This is a genomic window from Mammaliicoccus sp. Q-M61, assembly GCF_022386055.1.
In the GTDB taxonomy this organism is placed as follows: Bacteria; Bacillota; Bacilli; order Staphylococcales; family Staphylococcaceae; genus Mammaliicoccus; species Mammaliicoccus sciuri_A.
This window is the reverse complement of sequence record NZ_JAJNJL010000001.1, coordinates 569,808-592,764: the sequence shown is the minus strand read 5'-3', so window position 1 is coordinate 592,764 and position 22,957 is coordinate 569,808. Positions and strand designations below refer to the sequence as shown.

17 protein-coding genes are annotated in these 22,957 nt (G+C 32.2%); 10 read left to right on the top strand and 7 right to left on the bottom strand.

Annotation, left to right across the window (positions count from 1 at the left end):
- The first annotated feature begins 79 nt into the window (after positions 1-79).
- The 6 genes from addB to LQ677_RS02750 all read left to right on the top strand — a co-directional run bounded on the left by addB (position 80) and on the right by LQ677_RS02750 (position 11,420).
- The gene (addB, locus tag LQ677_RS02775; protein ID WP_239748080.1) at positions 80-3,550 is read left to right on the top strand and encodes a helicase-exonuclease AddAB subunit AddB; all 3,471 of its coding nucleotides are present in this window, start codon (positions 80-82) and stop codon (positions 3,548-3,550) included.
- A complete protein-coding gene (gene addA / locus LQ677_RS02770; RefSeq protein WP_239748079.1) occupies positions 3,547-7,185 on the top strand; it encodes a helicase-exonuclease AddAB subunit AddA in 3,639 nt (1,212 codons plus the stop codon). The genes addB and addA overlap by 4 nt, the downstream gene beginning before the upstream one ends.
- Positions 7,185-8,312, top strand: coding sequence for a DUF418 domain-containing protein (locus LQ677_RS02765; protein ID WP_126477199.1), 1,128 nt, complete (start codon positions 7,185-7,187; stop codon positions 8,310-8,312). Before addA ends, LQ677_RS02765 begins: the two co-directional genes overlap by 1 nt.
- Positions 8,313-8,388: 76 nt before the next feature.
- Positions 8,389-9,294 carry a fumarylacetoacetate hydrolase family protein gene (locus LQ677_RS02760; RefSeq protein WP_239748078.1) on the top strand — a complete coding sequence of 302 codons (906 nt, stop codon included), beginning with the start codon at positions 8,389-8,391 and terminating at the stop codon, positions 9,292-9,294.
- Between the two features lie 206 nt (positions 9,295-9,500).
- Entirely contained in the window at positions 9,501-9,845 is a 345-nt protein-coding gene (locus LQ677_RS02755; protein ID WP_037588863.1) for a YisL family protein, read from the top strand.
- A 153-nt stretch (positions 9,846-9,998) separates the two neighbouring features.
- Positions 9,999-11,420 carry an alpha-amylase family glycosyl hydrolase gene (locus LQ677_RS02750; protein WP_239748077.1) on the top strand — a complete coding sequence of 474 codons (1,422 nt, stop codon included), beginning with the start codon at positions 9,999-10,001 and terminating at the stop codon, positions 11,418-11,420.
- Positions 11,421-11,965: 545 nt separating this feature from the next.
- On the opposite strand, the gene LQ677_RS02745 is transcribed toward LQ677_RS02750, so the two are convergent.
- Genes LQ677_RS02745 through LQ677_RS02735 form a run of 3 tightly spaced genes read right to left on the bottom strand, consistent with a single transcriptional unit; the run spans position 11,966 to position 14,974 of the window.
- On the bottom strand, positions 11,966-13,297 hold the full coding sequence (locus tag LQ677_RS02745) for a CoA-disulfide reductase (RefSeq protein WP_239748076.1): 1,332 nt from the start codon (positions 13,295-13,297) through the stop codon (positions 11,966-11,968).
- Between the two features lie 6 nt (positions 13,298-13,303).
- The gene (locus LQ677_RS02740; protein ID WP_239748075.1) at positions 13,304-14,149 is read right to left on the bottom strand and encodes a DegV family protein; all 846 of its coding nucleotides are present in this window, start codon (positions 14,147-14,149) and stop codon (positions 13,304-13,306) included.
- 12 nt (positions 14,150-14,161) lie between these two features.
- Entirely contained in the window at positions 14,162-14,974 is an 813-nt protein-coding gene (locus LQ677_RS02735; protein WP_037588866.1) for a Cof-type HAD-IIB family hydrolase, read from the bottom strand.
- A 119-nt stretch (positions 14,975-15,093) separates the two neighbouring features.
- Between LQ677_RS02735 and LQ677_RS02730 the strand changes: the two genes are divergently transcribed.
- The gene (locus LQ677_RS02730; RefSeq protein ID WP_037588867.1) at positions 15,094-15,402 is read left to right on the top strand and encodes a metal-sulfur cluster assembly factor; all 309 of its coding nucleotides are present in this window, start codon (positions 15,094-15,096) and stop codon (positions 15,400-15,402) included.
- 81 nt (positions 15,403-15,483) lie between these two features.
- Here LQ677_RS02730 and LQ677_RS02725 read toward each other — a convergent pair whose 3' ends face one another.
- A complete protein-coding gene (locus LQ677_RS02725; RefSeq protein WP_239748074.1) occupies positions 15,484-15,675 on the bottom strand; it encodes a hypothetical protein in 192 nt (63 codons plus the stop codon).
- A gap of 42 nt (positions 15,676-15,717) precedes the next feature.
- On the bottom strand, positions 15,718-16,410 hold the full coding sequence (locus LQ677_RS02720; RefSeq protein WP_025905690.1) for a Crp/Fnr family transcriptional regulator: 693 nt from the start codon (positions 16,408-16,410) through the stop codon (positions 15,718-15,720).
- Positions 16,411-16,580: 170 nt separating this feature from the next.
- Here LQ677_RS02720 and clpB point away from each other — a divergent pair, with 170 nt between their 5' ends.
- A complete protein-coding gene (clpB, locus tag LQ677_RS02715) occupies positions 16,581-19,178 on the top strand; it encodes an ATP-dependent chaperone ClpB (protein ID WP_239748073.1) in 2,598 nt (865 codons plus the stop codon).
- Between the two features lie 622 nt (positions 19,179-19,800).
- Here clpB and LQ677_RS02710 read toward each other — a convergent pair.
- Complete coding sequence (locus tag LQ677_RS02710) at positions 19,801-20,004, bottom strand: YjzD family protein (RefSeq protein ID WP_025905688.1); 204 nt, start codon at positions 20,002-20,004, stop codon at positions 19,801-19,803.
- 186 nt (positions 20,005-20,190) lie between these two features.
- Here LQ677_RS02710 and LQ677_RS02705 point away from each other — a divergent pair, with 186 nt between their 5' ends.
- Both LQ677_RS02705 and fabF read left to right on the top strand, forming a co-directional pair.
- On the top strand, positions 20,191-21,132 hold the full coding sequence (locus LQ677_RS02705) for a beta-ketoacyl-ACP synthase III (protein ID WP_159315238.1): 942 nt from the start codon (positions 20,191-20,193) through the stop codon (positions 21,130-21,132).
- A 14-nt stretch (positions 21,133-21,146) separates the two neighbouring features.
- Positions 21,147-22,391: a beta-ketoacyl-ACP synthase II gene (gene fabF / locus LQ677_RS02700; RefSeq protein ID WP_037588871.1), complete on the top strand. Its 1,245-nt coding sequence runs from the start codon at positions 21,147-21,149 to the stop codon at positions 22,389-22,391.
- A 65-nt stretch (positions 22,392-22,456) separates the two neighbouring features.
- On the opposite strand, the gene LQ677_RS02695 is transcribed toward fabF, so the two are convergent.
- Complete coding sequence (locus LQ677_RS02695; protein WP_025905685.1) at positions 22,457-22,828, bottom strand: DUF3899 domain-containing protein; 372 nt, start codon at positions 22,826-22,828, stop codon at positions 22,457-22,459.
- Positions 22,829-22,957: the final 129 nt, after the last annotated feature.

Genomic DNA, 22,957 nt, shown 5'->3' with positions numbered 1-22,957 from the left:
ACCTTACTTTGAAATTAAGTGAGGTGTTCTTTTTATGTTAAAATATATGAATAAGAGAACGTAAGGGAGGTAGAAATAAATGCAATTAAATGTATGGATTGGACGAAGTGGGACCGGGAAAACGAATCAAATGCTTAACCAAATGAAAGAAGCTATGATTCAAGATCCATTAGGAGACCCAATTATATTTTTGACACCAACTCAAAATACCTTCCAATACGAACAAGCATTTGTTAAAAATCCTAATTTAAAAGGAAGTATACGTACTTCAGTATTCGGATTTGAAAGATTAAGTTGGAGAGTTTTAAGTGATGAGGGCGGTCTTGTTGAACAGCAAATTTCAGATGAAGCTTTAGAAATGCTTACATATCACTTATTACATACACATAAAAAACAATTAAATTTATATCAGTCTACCATTCAACATTATGGGTTTAGTCATAAAATGATGAATGAGATTAAAGACTTCAAGAAATATAATGTAAGCCCTGATGATTTATCACATTATATTGAACATAACGAAGCCATTCCTAAAAGAATGAAAGATAAACTTAGTGATATCGAAACAATATATAAAGCGTTAGAGGATCAATTAAATGGCCGCTATGTACAAGCAGAAGATGTCTTGTATAAATTAATTGAGAAAATACCTAACTCAGACTACATCAAACAAGCAGATATTTATATAGATGGTTTTCATAACTTTTCAACACTTGAATATCGCGTTATTGAAGCCTTAGTTAAATATAGTAAGTCGGTTACAATTGGTTTAACGACAGATGGAGACAAAGATCCATTTAGCTTATTTAGAAAAACATCCGAATCTCTCAATCATGTTGAAGACATTGCGGATGCATTACAAATTAAGATTAATTATACGCACTTTAAGACAACAGAACGATTCAATAACCAAAAAGTATTAAAGCATTTGGAAAGTCAATTTGACGCATTACTTCCGAATACCATTGATAGTGAAGATTTGAAAATTATTGAAACATCCAATATGAGAGATGAAGTGCAATACGTTGCGAGAGAGATATTAAGACGCTCGAGAGAAGAACAATTATCTTTCAAAGACATCGCGATACTTTATCGTGATCCAGGTTATGAGCAGTTGATTGAAACGGTATTACCACATTTTAATATTGCATATAATCATGACGCAAAAAAGAAAATGGCATATCATCCTTTCATTGAATGTTTAAGGTCTATGTTAGAAGTCATTCAAACTGGATGGAGATTTGAACCTGTCATGCGCATGTTGAAGACAGGCATCTTAACAAGCCATATCCCAAATGCGCCATATTTAATTGATATATTAGAAAACTATGCATTTGAAAGAGGGATATCTGGTAAGAGATGGACAAATCCAGAATTTTTCACAGTTGAATCTTTTGAAAAACTCGGCAAAAAATCATTAAGAAAAGAAGAAGATACTTTTATAGAAGAAGATAGAAAAACAGTGCAAAGTGTCATCGACTTGAAAGATTATGTTGTGAATCGAATTGAAAAATTGAACGAAGCTTTAGCGGATAGTCAAACAGTGGAAGACTTTACGAGTCGATTATACGGCGTTATCGAACAATTTGATTTACCTACGCACTTAATGACGATGCGCGATGAATTAGAAATAAAGCATCAGTTTGAAGAAGCGGAAGAAATTGACCAAGTATGGGAAGGCACAATTCGCATATTTGATGACATCGTAGAAGTGTTAGGCGATGTAAAGCTTTCTTTAAATGAATACATCGAAATATTGGATAGAGGATTGGATGAATTAGAATTCTCAATGATTCCGCAAACACTCGATGAAGTTACAGTCGGTAATATGGATTTAGCCAAAGTGGACAATAAAGAAATTGTATTCTTGCTTGGTATGAATGACGGTGTCTTACCGAAAGTATCTAATCAAATGTTGTTATTAACAGACGATGAGAAGAAAGAATTAGCAGCATCGAGCGGTTTAGAATTAAGTCCGACGAGTGATATTTTACAGATGGATGAAGCGTTTGTATGTTATATTGCGATGACGCGTGCTAAGAAAGAAGTTGTATTCACATATAGTTTAATGTCCGATGGCGGAGAAATTAGAGAGAAGAGTCCATTTATCAATACGATTCAATCTCTATTTACAAACCTCGAAGTTCAATCATTAAAAGCAAATATAGAGCACAATCCTACCCAATTATTAGAACATGAACATCAAAGTCAAATGCATATATTTGAACATTTAAATGATTGGATGAATGATGAAATTGTTAATGATATATGGTTAGATGCGTATCATGCTTCATTAGATATTCATCATTTAGATCATACTGTTCAATTTTTAACATCAGCTTTAACGTATAAAAATGATACAGTCCAATTGAATACAGACGTATCCGAATCACTATATGGTCAGAAAATAAACGCCAGTGTATCAAGGTTTGAAACATATAATCAATGTCCGTTTAAACATTACGTTTCACACGGTTTAAAATTAAACGAACGTACGAAATATCAAATTCAAAGTGTCGATATCGGTAATATATTCCATCAAACATTGAAATATATTTCAGATGAAGTAAATGGAGACTTTAGTAAGTTATCAGCAAAATCCATGACTAAACTCATAAACGAAGCTATCGATGAAAGCTTGCCTAAAATTCAATTTGATGTCTTACATCGTACTGCACATTATAGATATTTAAAATTACGCATCCAAAACATTTTGAAATCTACATTAGAAGCAATGAAGTATCAAACAAGTCATTCAAAATTCAAAGCTTATCAATTTGAATTAAACTTTGGTGCAACATCTAAACATCAATTAAAAACGACACCTTTATCAACGAAACGAAAAATTCCAATAAATATTAGAGGTCAAATTGATAGATTGGACGTATATAAAGGTAAAGATAAAGATTATGTGTCCATTATTGACTATAAGTCATCTGTGACAAGTTTAGATTTAACTAAAGTAATGTATGGCATGCAAATGCAAATGTTTACGTATTTAGATGTCGTACTGCAAAATAAAGCTTTGTTAAATCTACAAGATAACGTATCACCTGGTGCATTATTGTATTTCCATGTGCATGAACCTGAAATTAAAGCAACAAGTTGGGGAGAAATTCCAGAAGTAGATGATATTTATCAACAAACCATTGAAAAATTCAAAATGGACGGCTATGTGAATAGAAATCCTGAAGTAGTCGATGCGCTTGATGATAAATTGATAGATCAATTAAAATCTGACATGATTCCTGTTACGAAAAAGAAAAATGGTGAATTAAATAGTTATAGTAAAGCTTTAGATGAAGAACTATTTTTCAAATTAATGAATAAAAATAGAGAAAACTTTGTTGAAACAGCTACACAAATTATGGATGGGCATACAGAAGTTTCACCTATGCGCTATCAAAAGCGGTTACCTTGCCAATTTTGTGAATTTAAATCAGTTTGTCACATCGACCCTATAACTGATACAGAACAATATAGAGAAATCGAACATACATTAACGAAAGATGAAATCATCGATATGTTGAGAGAGGAGGCGGAAGAATGACATTGCCAGAAAAGCCGATAGATGCACAGTGGACGGATGATCAATGGAAAGCGATATATAGCGAAGGGAAAGATATTCTTGTTGCAGCAGCAGCGGGAAGCGGTAAGACAGCTGTACTAGTTGAACGTATAATTCAAAAAATTATGCGTAACAAACAAGATGTCAATAGGTTGCTTGTTGTAACCTTCACTAACGCAAGTGCGAGAGAAATGAAAGCAAGGGTCAATGCTGCGATTCAAAAAGAAAGCATTAAATATCCTGAAGATGAACATTTGAAATCACAAAGAATTAAAATTCATCAAGCTCAAATTTCTACACTTCATAGCTTTTGTTTAACATTAATCAAATCACATTATGACACAATTGATATTGACCCAAACTTTAGAACTGCTAATGAAGTTGAGAGTATCGTCTTATTAGAACAAGCGATAGATGATGTGTTAGAAAGCTATTATGAAAAGAATGAACAAACTTTTTTAGAAATCGTAGAGCATTTATCCAATGACCGTTCTGACGAGCCTTTAAGAGCATTATTGAACCGTTTGTATCGATTTAGTATTGCACATGCAGATCCTTTCGCGTGGTTAAATGAATTGGATCAACCTTATGAACAAATTGATGAAAATCATGCTTATTTTAAAATGTTTGACCAACTTATTTATCGTAAATTAGATAGTGCTAAAAATGCTTTGTATCAGTCAATAGATTGCTACCAGCATTTAAATGAAGTGGATAAACATGTGAAGTATTTAGAAGGTGAACGTATTTGGTTAGAGCGCGTATTTGAAGGTAGTAAGCCACTTGATCAAATACATTTAGATATGGCAGCAAAGAAATTACCGACAAATAGTGCGAAAATTAAGTCTGAAAATGAAGGATCAGAGCAATTACTGGTACTTGGTAAAGACTATCATACAGCTTATATTGACCACTTAAAAGAACTGACTGAAGGTTATCTCAGCAGAAGTAGAGAAGATTTAATTCAAGATATGAAAGATATGGGACCAAGAGTGAAAGTGATTGCGGATATCACTAAAGATGTCATTCAATATTTCCAATCACTTAAACAACAAAAAAGAATTATTGATTTCTCTGATTATGAACATTTAGCATTAGAAATATTGACAGATGATGATGGTAATCCTTCAGAAATTGCATTGCAATATCGAGATTACTTTGATGAAATTTTAGTAGATGAATATCAAGATACTAATAGAGTACAAGAAGCTATCATCAGTTGTATTAAACGTGGAGAAGAGCATAATGGTAACTTATTTATGGTTGGTGATGTGAAGCAATCCATCTATAAATTTAGACAAGCTGAGCCAGAATTATTTATAGAAAAATATAAACGATTTAATGATCCGGAAATAGCATCAGGTGAAGTAATTGATTTATCTAAGAACTTTAGATCTAGAAAAGAAGTACTCGATAATACGAATTTTATCTTTTCACATATGATGGATGAAGTTGTAGGTGAAATTGAATATAACGATGAAGCTAAATTGTATTACGGTGCAGATTATGATTCACAACATACGCCACTAGAAATGGATATTATCGTCCAAGATTCATTTGAAGTAGAAGATAATAATCTTATTGAAGCAAAGGCTATTGTAGATAAAGTGCAATATATATTAGATAACAAACGCGTATTTGATCGAAAAACGCAAAGTTATCGACCAGCAACATTCAAAGACATTGTGATTCTTGAGAGAAGTTATAGTAATGCGATGCACATGCAACAACAATTTAAAGAAGCGAATATTCCGTTTTACGTAGAATCGAAAAAAGGCTACTTCGAACAAAATGAAATTAGATTGATGCTTTCATTTTTACGAGTAATAGATAACCCGTTGCAAGATAAATATTTAGTCGGTGTTATGCGTTCGATAGCTTTTCAGTTTAAAGAAGATGAACTTGCTGAAATTAGAAATAAAGCGCCTCAAGAAATTTACTATATAGATTCTATTCATAAATATATGTCAAATCCAGAAGCGGATGCAGCGCTAGTAGAAAAGCTTAATCAATTTTTAACGCAATTGAAAGACTATCAAGCATATAGTAAATCTGTTCCAGTATGGCAACTGTTGGATAAATTATATAATGACTATTACTTAATTTCTTACTTTAGTGGCCTTACTGGTGGTGTTCAAAGAAGACAGAACTTATACGGCTTATTAAATAAAGCTATACAATTTGAAGCATCAAGTTTAAGAGGTATTTTCCAATTTATTAGATTTATCGATGAATTAATCGATCGTGGACAAGATTTCGGACAAGAAAGTGTTATAGGGCCAAATGATGATGTTGTACGTATGATGACGATTCATAGTAGTAAAGGTCTGGAATTTCCGTTTGTTATTTATTCAGGTATTACACGTGAATTTAACCGTACTGAATTGAGAGAGCATGTTATCTTAAATAACCGATATGGACTAGCTTTAACATATTTCAATATTGAAAAAGAAGTCTCATTCCCGACATTAGCATCTATTATATTTAAAAATATCAATGAAACAGAAATGATTTCTGAAGAAATGAGATTGATATATGTCGCATTAACGAGAGCTAAAGAAGGATTATATCTTATTGGTCGTGTTAAAGGTGATAAAGCACTCGAAAAAATTGGTCTCGTAAGTGCAGATCAAGATGAAATAATTGAATCTGAATATAGAGTGAAGGCGAAATCACCATTTGATCTTATCTCTTCAGTTCTAGCTAAATCGAAAGATAATGGTTTATCACACTCAATGCCATTTAAGTCTGAACGAAGTGAATCTTTTAATATAAATATCATACGTGACGAAGAACAAGATGAAGAACAAGATATCTCATACGAGAAACCAACGTTAGATACACTTATGAAATATAAACCTTCTGAGAAAAAGGATGAAATCTATAATCAGATGGTGTACAAATATCCGGATGAACAGTTGTTAAATATTGCAGCAAAACAATCTGTTTCTGAAATTAAACGTCAACGAGAAACTGAAGAAGCGGGTACGGATTATCAAATTGTGAGACAATATCAGCTTGGTACTAAATCATATGACAGACCTAAGTTTATGACTAAACAAAAAAGACAAAGTGCAGAAATTGGTACTTTGATGCATGCAGTTATGCAACATCTTCCTTTAAAGCAAGGAGGTTTATCTGTTGAAGATTTACAAAATCTTGTACACGAGTTGATGGATAAAGAAATACTTCCTGATGACGCTATGCAAGATTTAGATTTATCATTAATAGAAGTATTTACACATTCTGATTTATATAAAAGGTTAGTCAATGCAGACAAAGTCATGAGAGAGGTACCTTTTGTAGTTGGTCAAGATGATATCGATCAAGGTTTATCTTTCGATGTTTCTGAAAAAGATAATAAACCCATTATTCAAGGGATGATAGATTGTATTTTTATTGAAGGAGATAAAGTATCATTTATAGATTATAAAACAGATGCATTTATCGTTCGTAGAGGCAAAACAAAAGAAGAAGTAGCAGAAACGATGAAACAAAAATATGACGTTCAAATGCGTTATTATCAAAATACTTTAGAAACAATATTGAAGAAACCAGTTGAAGGTTATTTATACTTCTTTCAATATGGAACGAAACACATCAAGGAGAATCATTAATGGCAAAACAAAGAATATTTAGTATTGATGCATTAAGAGGGTTTAGTTTACTAGGAATATTACTTATGAATATTTTAACCTTTGCATATCCATATCAAATCATCAATCCGTTTGAGTTTTTTCAACATCAAGATGGTGCATGGTTTAAAATCAGTTCATTATTTATAATCGCTTCATTTTATCCAATATTTGCATTTTTATTTGGTTATGGTTTATCTATCATGTATCAAAATAGTTTGGATAAGGGATTAAACTATTATCCAATGATTACAAGAAGATTATTATTTTTATTATTGCTAGGTATCATTCATGGCGTGTTCATTTTTTATGGTGATATTTTATCAACTTATGCATTGTTAGGTTTAATTGCAATCATATTTGTGCGCTTAAAACCACAATATACATTAGTTGCACTATCAATAGGAATCGGCATATTTGTACTGTTATATTTACTGCCAATGATTTTATTAAAAGATGTCACGCAAATAGAAAGCTTCGTAGGATTACAAGAATTAGAAAGAGTTAATAATATATTATCAAGTGCTGATTATGTATCGATTATTGGCTTTAATTTGAAATATTTTGGTATGAATATTGCGAACGCCATTCTAGTAGGACCATTTTCTATTTTACCGATTATGCTATTCGGTATTTATGCACATCAAATTAATTGGTTTAACAAAATTAAACAATATAAAAATCTATATATGGTGATAGGGGTTGTTGTATTAATTTTAGGTTTAGCAATTAAAATGATTCAAATTGTGTTAGAAGGTTCAGTGACATCACAATTAATGAGTCAGATGATTGGTGGCCCAATTGTTGCATTGAGCTATATTATGTTCTTTGTGATCTTATGTGAAGATCAAACAGCTCGAAAAATTTTAACGCCATTACAATCAATCGGAAAACTAAGCTTAACGACTTATATTATGCAAAGTGTAATATGTATTATCATATTCTATGGTGTTGGGTTTAATTTCTATGGTAAGTTACCTGTCTTAACCATTTATATCATAGGTATTGTTATTTATTGCGTGCAACTTATCTTGAGTTATCTGTATTTAATGAAATTTAAACAAGGACCATTGGAAAAATTATGGAGAAAAGTAACATATTTAAAATAATCGATTGAAAAGCATGCGATTTATCTAAAAATTCGGTATAATCGAAATTAAGAATAAGAAGGAGTTGACAGAGTGAATGAAATTTTTAACTTTTAAACATAAAGATATCACTTCATACGGTGTGAAAGTAAAACGCGAAGAAGCGGTTTGGGATTTACGCAAAGTATTTGCAGACTTTGGAGAAGAAGGTTTTAATCCTAAGACATTATTAGAAGGTTTACAATTAAATATAAATGTTGATTTCCAAGAAGCAGTTCGTAAAGCAGTCGTTAAAGTGGAGGAATCTGCTGAGAAAGACGATTATAAATATAGCTTCGAGGATATCGAGTTTTTACCACCTGTAACACCTACAAATAATGTAATTGCTTTCGGACGTAATTACAAAAAACACGCTGAAGAATTAAATAATAAAGTTAATAGATTATATGTATTCACTAAAGCAGCATCATCTTTAACTGGTGATAACGCAAAAATTCCGAATCATAAAGATGTAACAGACAAGTTAGATTATGAAGGTGAATTAGGCGTTGTAATCGGTAAGCATGGAGAAAAAATCCCACGTGGATTAGCTTTAGATTATGTATATGGTTATACAATCATCAATGACATTACAGATAGAAATGCTCAAAAGGAACATGATCAAGCATTCCTTTCTAAATCATTAACAGGTGGATGTCCAATGGGTCCATATATCGTAACTAAAGATGAGTTACCATTACCTGAAGACGTTAATATTGTCACTAAAGTGAACAATGAAATTCGTCAAGATGGTAATACAAATGAAATGATCTTAAAAATCGACGAATTAATTGCTGAAATTTCTAAATATGTAGCATTGCATCCAGGAGATATCATTGCTACTGGTACACCGGCTGGAGTTGGTGCAGGTATGAACCCACCACAATTTTTACAACCTGGTGATGAAATTAAAGTAACAATTGATGGTATCGGAACATTAACAACATTCATTAGTGAAAAATAATTAAAGTGATAAATTAGAGTACCTTCTAAGCCGAGTGTTAGAAACTTGGAATAGGGGGTATTCTTTTTAGTAGGGCGAACATTTGAATAAATTGTGAATTATGCGCTAACTTTAATATTTGCTTTTGTAAAAATGGGCTTATTCTAATTGTTCCTATGTTATAATGCTATTGGAAAAGAAATATGAATATTTGGGGGGAACTAAATATGATACATTTCCATATTTTTAGCTGGTTAGTTACGATTATCTTATTCTTCGTTGTCTACATGAAAGTTACAAATAAACCAGTGCATATGGTCTTAAGATTATTCATGGTATTTACTTTAATTTCTGGTTTTGTTATTTTCATGCAAGCTATGGGAATTAACGGTATGCTTTATGGTATTAAATTTATTCTTGGACTTGCAGTTCTTGGTTTAATTGAAGTGACAATTGCTAAGAAGAAAAAGAATAAAAACAGCCAAGGATTATTCATTGCAACAATTGTTGTAATGGTATTAACGATTTTATTAGGTAGTTATTTACCAATGGGCGTATTACACTTTGGTTAATATCCACTTTAAGATCCATTCATGATTTTGTAATTACAAGACATGAATGGATTTTTTTATTGAATTTATTTATGACAATTTCATGTAGTTCTATCAGTTAAGTAAACGTTTTAGTATAATAGAATTAATTGGGTAATAAAGAGGGTTGAATAAATGAATAAATGGACAAAGATAATCATATCGATTATATTAATCGCACCACTTTTTAGTAGCTATGTTTTTGCGAAAGAGAAAGAATACGAGGATGTTAAATACCCTAGAATTTATAGTTTGGTGGTTGATCGTTTTATGAATGGAAATAACGACAACAATAAGATGGTTAAAAATAATAATCAATCGAATGATTTACCACTTGGAGGGGATTTCCAAGGGATTGAATCAAAGCTAGATTATATTCATGATATGGGATTTAATACGATACATATTTCACCAGTCTTTTCACATGATCAGAAAGATTTTTTAGGATATAAAGTGAAAAACTATGATGATATCGACAAAGTACTGGGTGGAGAAAAAGCATTCAAATCATTAATTGATAAAGTGCATCAAAAAGATATGAAAATCATCGTTGATATGCCAGTTACATATACAGATGAATTTAAGCAATCTACAAATGGTGATTTAAATCAAATTCAAAAATCATACTTTAAAAATGATCAATTCATAGATTTGAAGAATAGTGAGAATCAAGGTATTTACAAAGCGAAAGTTAAAAATTTTGTAGATAAATATCATGTCGATGGTGTTTCGATGAATATCGTTCAAGATGGTATAGATGCTGAGGCGTTTCTACCAGAAGGATTGGATACTTACGGTATCATTAATAAAGACGGCATAAATGCAAAAAACTTTAAACATTTATCGACAAATGGTACACGTACAGCCATTCAAAATGCATTTAAAACTGAAAATACCGAAATTCCTGATTATAACCAAAAAGGTGAAGTACTCATTGCAGATACTTGGTTTACAGAACGTTTCACAAAGCATGCTGCAGATGAGAACAAATTCCCTGGAACACGTATTAAACAATTAATGACATATATGTGGGGATATAAAGGTCCAGTTATGATGAACTATGGTACAGAAATAGCTGTAAACGGTTCGAAAATCGAAACAATCAATCAGCTACAGAACTTTAGAACGGATAAAGAAGTTATAAAATATTTAGAAAAAATTGCAGATACCTTTAAACAATATCAGGAATTGTATGAAGGTAAAGTGAAAGTATTGCCGCATGATAAAGGCACAAACTTGTTTTATTATGACACAAATACGATTGATTATATCTTGAATATTAACGATAGCAGTAAGTCTAAAAAAGTCACATTAGATGATAAACTTATTGAAAAAAATAAAATGCTATCAGGCCTTATATTAGGAGATAATATTAAAGGTAAAGATAATCGATATGACTTAATTACAGATAGAGAAGAAAGTGAACTATACGCAATAATTAATGAAAGAGGACTGAATAATAGTTATTTAGTTGCAGCAGTACTTGTAATCCTATTATTTGGATTATTTATCTTCTTAGTATCAAGAAGAAGTAAACGACAAAAGAATAATCAATAATACGTAAAGCTGGGACATCCGTGTACCAGCTTTTTTCATTGTTAGAGGTAGTATGGGTGTGTTTCTGGACCGATAAAATAAATTACCGGTCCAGAAACGGAAAATATGGACCGATAAAATAAAATATCGACCCGAAAACAGGATTATCGGTTCTATAAATAAAATTATCGACCCGAAAACACGATTTCCCGGCCGATAAATAAAATTATCGACCCGAAAACAAGATTATCGGGCCGATAAATAAAAATATCGACCCGAAAACGGGATTTACAGGCCGATAAATAAAAATATCGACCCGAAAACAAGATTTGCAGGCCGATAAATAAAATTATCGACCCGAAAACGGGATTTGCAGGTCGATAAAATAAAATTATCGACCCGAAAACAAGATTATCGGGCCGATAAATAAAATTATCGACCCGAAAACAAGATTTGCAGGCCGATAAATAAAATTATCGACCCGAAAACAGGATTACCAGGTCGATAAAATAAAATATCGACCCGAAAACAGGATTATCGGGTCGCTCTATTAAAATTCACATACTTTATTTTGATTGTGCTTTATATCCAATCATATTTACAATATCTTTTGGACTAGAGAATGGTGGTGCATAAGCGATCTCTATATCACGTAGTTCGTCTACAGTTAGGTCTCCTATTATTGCTGTAGCTAAGATATCAATTCGTTTATCAGCACCATCTTTACCGACTGCACATGCACGTAGTATTTTGCGTGTTGCTTTATCAAAATAAACGCGTAATGTAAGTGGTTCGGCACTAGGATAATAGCCAGCATGTTGTTTTTGAGTTTGTTCAACTACTTCATAATCATAATTTGAGAGTTCACTTTCTGAAACACCAACACTACCTAATGCATAATCAAACATTTTCACTATATTTGTACCAAGTAAACCTTTGAAAGTAGCTTTAGGACTTGATGAATTTGATGTAATATTTTCGGCGATTAATGCTGCTGCTCTATGGGCACCCCAAGCTAAAGTAACACTAGTTGGTTTCTTTGTATGTCTATAGAATGTTTCAATCACATCACCTAATGCATATACATCATCTAAATTCGTTTCGAAATATTCATTTACTGGGATATAGCCTTTTTCATTTAATTTAAGTGAAGATGATTTTAACCAATCACTATTCGGTTCAATTCCGACACCAGTAATGACCATGTCATATGACTCTGTTTTCCCAGATTTAAAAGTTACTTCTCGTCCTGAAATATCTGCAATTTCTTCATTTAATCTATAAGGAATATGTCGTTTTTCTAACTCATCAAATATAACTTTATTTAAATCTTTATCCATACTTTTATTAATGTGGTCGCTACGATGTATCAAAGTTGTCTGGATATTTCTATTATATAAATTCTCCAAAATTTCTAAACTCACATAACCAGCACCGACAATTAATGCAGATTGGACATTTTCTTTTTGAATAAAGTCTTCTATTTTGTCAGTATCTACTAAGTTTCTTAATGTAAATACACGGTCAGATTGAAAACCTAAATGTCTTGCACGACAACCAGGACTTAAAATAAGTTTGTCATATGCATCTTCAAAAACTTCGCCAGTTTCATGATTTTTAATCGTGATTGTTTTTTTAGCATCATTTAATTCGATCGCTTCATGATAAGTTTTAACTGTAATATGCTTTTTGTCTTTAAATTGTTCAGGTGTTGCTGATAACATCATATCTCTATCTTCTACGACTTCTCCTAAATAATAGGGAAGGCCACAGTTTGCAAAGCTCATATCTCTATCTTTTTCATAAACTGTAATGTCGCTATCCGGATCAAGTCGTCGAATTTGCGATGCAACTGTTGCGCCTCCAGCAACTGCACCGATTACGATAATTTTAGCCACTTACCATCACTCCTTATAATAGAATATAGCGACTGTGCCACTACCAGTGTGTGAACATATAACTGGACCAATATTTGAAATGACGACATCTTTAGGTGAAAGTGATGATTGTATCAGTGCTTTAATTTTTTCTGCTTCTTCAATATCATCAGCATGTGTCATATAAATAATGTCATCAGAGTAATCACTATTTTCTTTTTTCATCTTATCTATAATGGCATGCCATAATTTTTTAGAACCTCGATGTTTCTCAATCGGAACAAGTTTACCTTCTTCAACATGAAGGAGGGGTTTAATATTTAATAAATTACCTAAAAATGCTTGTCCTTTAGAAAGTCTGCCACCACTAGCTAAATAGTTTAAATCTTTAACTGTAAATAGATGTCTAATTTTATCAATTCGCTCTTTAATATAAGCGTCAAGCTCTTCAAAAGTATATGATTGTTCAATTTTATCTTGTACATCGAGAATTAATTTACCGCATCCCATTGATGCACTTAATGTGTCATAAATCGTTAAATCAAGGTCTGGGTACGTTTCTTTCACTTGTTCTTTAACTAAACAAGCCGTTTGATATGTCCCACTTAAAGCACTACTAAAAGCTAAGTAAATGGCTTGTTCTTTCTTTTCTGCAACTTCAGTAAATACTTTTGTCATTTGTTCCATAGTAGCTTGATTCGTCTTTGGATGTTTATTGTTTTTGATTGCTGCTAATACTTCTTCGTTTGAGATTTCATATTGATCAACTTTATTTTGATCATCAATGACAATTCCGAAAGGTAAGAAGTAAAATCCTTTTTCTTCAATTTGAGATAACGTTAAATCTGAACCACTATCTACGATCATTTTCATGTAAAAATCCCCTTACATATTTAAGTCAAAATGTTTGTTTAAGTATTTTCCGATACCATCATTATTATTAGTGTCTGTAACTTCTGTAGCAATTTCTTTAAGTTCTGGAATAGCATTTCCCATTGCGATACCATAATTGGCAAATTGAATCATTTCAAAATCATTATCTTCATCACCAAAAGCAATAATATTATCAAAATCTATATCTAAATATTCAGCGACATATTTTACCGCTTTACCTTTGTTAATACCCTTTTTAACAATTTCAATAACAGGAAATGGAGCGCCCCAACGACGATGTTCTATAAATTCAGCATAGTGCTTATTTAAATGTCTTTTAATTCGTGGAATCTCACTTTCTTCTGCTTGAATTAATAGACTCGTAGGAGATTCAGGAAGTAATTGATCAAGTTCTCCATATTTTATTTCAGGATTGCCCATGCTAAATCCTTCAAATAGTGATTGATCATAGTTGTTGATATACACTTGGTCTTTAACTTCAGCAATAATATTTTTAATATCAAGTTGACTAATATCTTTATAAATTTTGTATGCGATACGCGTATCAAATTGCTCATGTTTCGTTGGGAACCTATTATCTGTTGGATGATGAATATAAGCACCATTAAAATTAATAATCGGGGTATTCATATTCATTGCATTGTAATAATCCACACTTGCTCGATATGGTCTACCAGTTGAAATCATAATTTCATGACCGGATTTTTTTAAATACTGTAATACTTTTTTAGTAAAAGGTGAGATGCGCTTTTCATCGTTTAATAATGTGCCATCTAAATCTAAACAAATTAAATGTTTTTCCATATCGATAACTCCTTACCATTTTTCTTTATGATACATACAATAATATCATATCATTTTCTTTAACCCATGCTTTAAATTTGATATATTATATATAGTAACTTTTAGAATGAGGTGAAAATATGGAAGAAGCAATGAAAGATAGTATTATCGGTGCACTTGAGAATGTAATTGACCCTGAACTAGGAATTGACATAGTTAACTTAGGTCTTGTATATAACGTTGACTTAGACGACGAAGGATTATGCACAGTAGAAATGACTTTAACTTCTATGGGTTGTCCAATGGGGCCACAAATTATAGATCAGGTTAAAACTGCATTAGCAGAATTACCTGAAATTAAAGAAACAGAAGTTAACATTGTCTGGAATCCACCATGGGGCAAAGACAAAATGTCACGTTACGCTAAAATTGCATTAGGTGTAAGCTAAAAGTAATCAAAAAGCAGTAGAGCATCATGTTTAGAACATGCAGCTCTACTGCTTTTGTTGTTTATAGCTGCTTAAATGAAATTAATGATTATTAGACTTTGGTTTCTTATACTTGTCTGAAATTAAAGCATAGATGATATAAAATATAACGAATATCAATATGATAGTAATAACAGGATTCAAAGGCTTTTTATTAAAAATTGCATTATAAAATAAATCTATAGAATAGGCTAAACTACATAAACCTAGAAAAATCCAGATTAAGTTTTTCATTGATATCCTCCTTATTGAATAAACGTTTTAAAATCTTAATCCTTATTCTATCCTACATATGGATAAAGGACAATTTTCGCAATTGATGGCTCTCTTTAAATAATCTAAGTCGTGTATGGTGATTTTCTTATGATTGATGGAGACGATTTTCTCTTTCTTTAAATTACTCAACATACGGTTAACACTTTCTCTTGTTACATTACAAAAATTAGCTAATTCATGATTGGTTAAATCTACATTGATCAAAATGCTATTACCATCTTGTATGCCATAAGTATTTGCTAATTTGATCAATATTGAATAGAATGCACCCGTTTTTCCAAGTGTATAGACATCTCTAATTTGATATTCATTTTTTTCGTTTTCATTTTGTACCCACAGTAACCATTCATATTTAAGCACTTCATCGTTTAAAATGGCTTCTTCGAATTGTACTTTAGGAATACTAAATACGACAGCTGCTTCTTTTACTCTTGCTGAAAGGCTATGTGTCTTTCTGCCACAAAATAATGTTGTCGAACCGAAAATACTATGTCTGCCTAATAGTTTAGTATTAAATTCTTTCCCGTCTTCCATTACGCGATGTGTAATGACTTTTCCCTCTACAATTACATAAATATGATTACATAAGTCTCCAGTATGGTATATATAATGGTGGGCATCAAAATGGTGTCGTTGACCATGTTGAATAATATACTCAATAATTGAAGTTGCTTCTGTATATGTAGTTTGCAAAAGATCACTTCCCCTTATGATTTCACTTATAGTTTACCATAAAATGTCATAAAAAAGGTTTGTAATTTTGGTGCTTTATATTTGTCAAAGAAGGTCAAAAGGTATATAATCAAATTAAGGTCAAAGATAGTCAAACTATTGACCGTTGAAAATTTAAAGAGGTGATACATTTGGATATTAATCAGATGACATATTCCGTACAAAGTGCAATTGAACAAGCACAACAATTATCACAATCATATCAACTACAAAATATTGAAATAGAAGCTGTATTACTTGCAGCATTAAATGAAGATGAAAGTATTTATAAAAGAACGCTAGAAAGAGCAAATATTGATACAGAAATTTTAAAAGATAAATATGAACAAAAGTTAAAACAATATTCTGTAGTTAAAGGTGATAACGTCCAATATGGACAATATATTTCGCCAAAGCTTAATGAATTATTTAATAAAGCAGATAAAATTAAAGAAGAAATGCAAGATGACTATATGTCTATGGAGCATATCTTAAAAGCAGCTATCGAAGTTGACCAAACAACAATCGATATTGTAGGCAATAAAAAAGAAGTCGTAAATGAAATTATTAATAAAATAAGAGGAGGGAATCGTGTGACATCACAAAATCCTGAAGTACAATATGAAGCATTATCTAAATACGGTAGAGATTTAGTCGAAGAAGTTCGAAAAGGGAAAATGGATCCTGTAATCGGTAGAGATGAGGAAATTCGTAATACGATTCGTATATTAAGTAGAAAAACTAAAAATAACCCAGTATTAATAGGTGAGCCTGGTGTTGGTAAAACAGCTATTGTAGAAGGACTTGCTCAACGAATTGTTAAAAGAGATGTTCCTGAATCACTATTAGATAAAACAATTTTTGAATTAGATTTATCAGCATTAGTTGCTGGTGCCAAATTCCGCGGTGAATTTGAAGAAAGATTAAAAGCAGTCTTAAAAGAAGTTAAAGAATCTGAAGGAAGAATTTTATTATTCATTGATGAAATTCATATGCTAGTTGGTGCAGGTAAAACAGACGGAGCAATGGATGCAGGTAACATGCTTAAACCAATGTTAGCAAGAGGTGAGTTACACTGTATTGGTGCAACAACTTTAAATGAATATCGTCAATACATTGAAAAAGACTCAGCATTAGAAAGACGTTTCCAAAAAGTAAACGTTAAAGAACCTGACTTAGAAGATACTATTTCAATTTTAAGAGGTTTGAAAGAAAGATATGAAGTACACCATGGTGTTCGTATTCAAGATAGAGCATTAGTGGCAGCAACTGAATTATCAGATAGATATATTACAGATAGATTCTTACCAGACAAAGCGATAGATTTAGTAGACCAAGCTTGTGCAACAATACGTACAGAAATGGGTTCTAATCCAACTGAATTAGATGCTGTAAATAGACGTGTCATGCAGTTAGAAATTGAAGAAAATGCACTTAAATCAGAATCTGATCAAAGCAGTCAAATACGTCTAGAAGAATTACAAAAAGAATTAGCCGATGAAAAAGAAAAACAACAACAATTACAAAGTAAAGTTGAACAAGAGAAAGAACAAATCAAATCATTACAAGATAAAAGAGCAGAATTAGATGAAAGTAAACAAGCGCTTGAAAATGCAGAAAATCAATATGATTTAGCTAAAGCAGCAGAACTTAAACACGGCAAGATTCCACAAATAGAAGCAGAATTAAAAGAATTAGAAGAAGCATTTGCTGAAGAAACAGGATCTGACCATGACCGACTTATTAGAGAAGTTGTAACAGATGAAGAAATTGGTTATATCGTCAGTCAATGGACAGGTATTCCAGTATCAAGACTTGTTGAAACTGAAAGAGAAAAATTACTTAAACTTTCAGACATTCTACATGAAAGAGTTGTAGGTCAAGATGAAGCAGTAGATTTAGTGTCAGATGCTGTTGTAAGAGCAAGAGCAGGTATTAAAGATCCTAATAGACCAATTGGTAGTTTCTTATTCTTAGGTCCTACTGGTGTCGGTAAAACTGAATTAGCTAAGACATTAGCAGCAACATTATTTGATTCTGAAAAACATATGATCAGAATTGATATGAGTGAATATATGGAAAAACACTCTGTAGCACGTTTAATTGGTGCGCCTCCAGGTTATGTAGGTTATGAAGAAGGTGGCCAATTAACAGAAGCGGTTAGAAGACAACCATATTCAGTTATTTTATTAGATGAAATTGAAAAAGCACACAATGATGTGTTTAACGTATTACTTCAATTATTAGATGAAGGTAGATTAACAGATGCAAAAGGTCGCAGTGTTGATTTTAAAAATACAATTATCATTATGACAAGTAACATTGGTTCACAATTTTTATTAGATGGTGTTACTGAAAATGGTGAAATTGAAGAATCAGCTAAAAAACAAGTAGACGACAGCTTGCATGCTTACTTTAAACCAGAAATATTAAACAGAATGGACGATATCGTATTATTCAAACCATTATCTATTAAAGATATGAGTCATATCGTAGATCATATTATTACAAACTTAAACATTCGATTAGTAGATCAACACATCAAAGTGAGTGTAGACCAAGATGTGAAAGAGTGGATAGCTGAAGAAGCATATGAACCACAATTTGGTGCAAGACCATTAAAACGATTTGTACAAAGACAAATTGAAACACCATTAGCAAGATTAATGATCGGTCAAGAATTAAAAGAAGGTACAATAGTAAACGTACACTTAGTAGATGGTGAAGTTAAATTTGAAGTAAATGCATAATAATGAATCCCGTCATGTAATTGGCGGGATTTTTTTGGTGTTATGTATAAGGTAGCAAGGAAGTAATTAGCAAGTTAGGTGAGAAGTGCAAATACTGAGGTTGTTATTAGCAGTTTTGGTAAGAAGTGCAAATACTGGTATCGTTATTAGCAGTTTCGGTGAAAAGTGCAAATACTGAGTGTGTTAGTATCACTTCGACCAAGTTTTGTAACTATAGCGGTCCACAGTAACAGTTCAGCAGAGATTTGTAACTATAGCGGTCCACAGTAACAGTTCAGCAGAGATTTGTAACTATAGCGGTCCATAGTAACAGTTCAGCCGATTTTTGTAAATAACGCCCCTGTTATGAACAAGTTTGGTAAGAAGTGTTCATAAGACTGCCGTTATGAACAAGTTTGATAAGAAGTGTTCACAACGCCCTCGCTATAAACAAGTTTGGCGAGAAGTGTTCACAAGACCCTCGTTATGAACAAGTTTGGCGAGAAGTGTTCGCAACGCCCCCGTTATGAACAAGTTTGGCAAGAAGTGTTCATAACGCCCACGTTCACACCATGAATATAAGCTAGAAATCATTTGGTCTAATATAAACAAAAAATCCCGCCACATAATTGACGGGATTTTTTTATGAATGTTGTGTACTTTGTTTGTCCGAAGAAGATTTACCAACTAATGCATCTAAAAGAATAATAACAACTGTAAAAATGATTGCATAAATAGTTGGACTAACAAAATTTAGCGCTTCATCTGAACCGCCTAAACTATGTAAAACAAAGTTTATCATTTGTGATAATAAGAATGCCCATATAAAAGTTAAGATGTATTGCATTTTTTATCCTCCGTAACTGTTAATGTCATATTATTCATTATAATTAACTTTTTATAAATTGTATACCTTATATGATGAAAACGATTTAAATATTTTTAAAAGTGAGTCTGTGCTTGTGTATAATGGTATAAGTATGTTAAATTAGTACCTGATAATAACAACAGATTATAAGAAGGTGTCAATATAATGGATATTGGTATAAAAGGTTTTGGTGCATATGCGCCTAAACGCGTGGTAAAAAATGAACATTTTGAAAGTTATTTAGATACATCAGATGAATGGATTACAAAAATGACAGGTATAAAAGAAAGACGTTTTGCTGATGATACTGAAGATACAAGTGATTTGGCATATGAAGCTGCGGTAAGAGCGATTGAAGATTCTGGTATGGATAAAGAAGAAATCGAAATGATCATCGTAGCAACGTCAACAGGGGATAAACCATTTCCAACTGTAGCAACTACATTACAGAAAAGATTAGGTTTAAATAAAGTACCTTCTATGGATCAACTTGCTGCATGTACTGGTTTTATTTATGGTATAGTAACTGCACAACAATTTGTACAATCTGGTCTTTATAAAAATGTATTAGTAGTTGGTGCTGATAAACTAACGAAAATTACAGATATGAATGACAGAAGTACAGCTATATTATTTGGAGATGGTGCTGGCGCAGCTATCATTGGCGAAGTATCAGAAGGTAAAGGTATACTAAGTGTTGAACTTGGTTCAGATGGTAATGGTGGACCACACCTATATCAAGATATGGATGCTAATACAATCCAAATGAATGGACGAGAAGTCTTTAAGTTTGCAGTTAGAATTATGGGTGAAGCTTCTACTAAAGCAGTAGAAAAAGCAGGTCTACAATCAGATGACATCGATATGTTTGTACCACATCAAGCGAATATTAGAATTATGGAATCTGCTCGTGAAAGATTAGGTATTTCTAAAGAGAAGATGAGTGTAACTGTAGATAGATACGGGAATACATCTGCAGCTTCAATACCCTTAAGTATTGCATATGAATTAGAACAAGGTAAAATAAAAGATAACGATACAATAGTCCTAGTTGGATTTGGTGGCGGCCTGACTTGGGGTGCCATAACGTTACGCTGGGGTAAATAGGAGGAAATTGGATAATGACAGAGAAAAAACGTGTTGTAATGACTGGTTTAGGTACATTAAATCCTTTAGGAAATGACGTGCCTACAACTTGGGAAAATGCAATTAACGGTAAAAACGGCATAGACGAAGTAACAAGGATTGATGTTTCTGAATTTCCAGCTAAATTAGCGGGTGAATTGAAAGACTTCAATATTGATGATCATATTCCGAAAAAAGATGCTCGTAAAATGGACAGATTCACGCAATATGCAATTGTTGCTGCGCGTGAAGCTTTAAAAGATTCTAAATATGAAATTACAGATGAAAATAGTCATCGTGTAGGTGTTTGGATTGGTTCAGGTATTGGTGGTATGGAAACATTCGAATACTCACACAATATGCTTTTAAAACGTGGTCCAAAACGTGTAAGTCCTTTCTTCGTACCAATGATGATTCCAGATATGGCAACTGGTCAAGTATCTATAGATTTAGGCGCTAAAGGACCAAATGGTTGTACAGTTACGGCTTGTGCAACAGGTACAAACTCTATAGGAGATGCATTTAAAATCATCCAACGTGGTGATGCTGATGTTATGTTAGCTGGTGGTACAGAGGCACCTATAACAGAAATGGCTATTGCAGGTTTCAGTGCGAATAAAGCATTATCTACAAATCCTGACAAAAATACAGCTTGTCGTCCTTTCCAAGAAGGAAGAGATGGCTTTATCATGGGTGAAGGTGCTGGTGTAGTCGTATTAGAATCATTAGAATCAGCTGAAGCACGTGGTGCACATATTTATGCTGAGGTTGTAGGATATGGATCAACTGGGGATGCATTCCATATAACAGCTCCATCTCCAAATGGAGAAGGCGGTGCTCGTGCAATGCAAGCAGCCATTAAAGATGCTGGTATTAATCCAGAAGATATCCAATATTTAAATGCACACGGTACAAGTACACCAATTGGTGATTTATATGAAGTATTAGCTATTAAATCTACTTTCGGTGATGCAGCTAAGAACTTAAAAATAAGTTCAACTAAATCAATGATGGGTCATTTACTTGGTGCAACTGGTGCAGTTGAATCAATCTTAACGGCTTTATCAATTGAAAATAGTATTGTCGCTCCGACAATTAATGCAAACACACCAGATCCAGAAATCGATTTAGACTATACGCCTAATGAAGCGGCTAAATTAGATATTGAGTACGCTATGAGTAACAGCTTAGGCTTTGGCGGACATAATGCAGTATTAGTCTTCAAAAAATATCAAAAATAGATCATAAAAATAAAGCAGAAATACCAATGGAAAGTTGGTGTTTCTGCTTTTTATTTTAAAAAATATTAAACGATAAACCCTAGAAAGATTGAGATAATAAAAAATAATGTACTTAATACGACAAAAGGTAATACCCAGTTATGTATTGTTCTTTCTTTTAAATGTAGTTCTTTCATATTTGGATTCATGATTTCATCGTCTTTCAAATAATCTTGTGACGCTTTAGACTTCATATGAAAATTAAACTTCCGAACTGCTTGTCTAGAAACTTCTCCAACGCCATCTTGTTTCATCGCAACAATCCAACTAGCTGCAAAAGCAATTGTCATGATGTAAAAGTATATATTAGCTGCTTGATCTAAGTCTTTTAAAAAGATAAGACAAAGGACAGCGAATAGGCCAATATAACCTATAGTAAAAATACCCCAAAATTTCATTATTACCTACCTCTTATCATTAGATTTAAGTGTATTATAACAGATTAGAAAAAAATATTTATGTTTTGTGGAACTTAATAAAAAAATAAGTGTAATTTTACTTATGTATAATTATTGTATGTGACTACA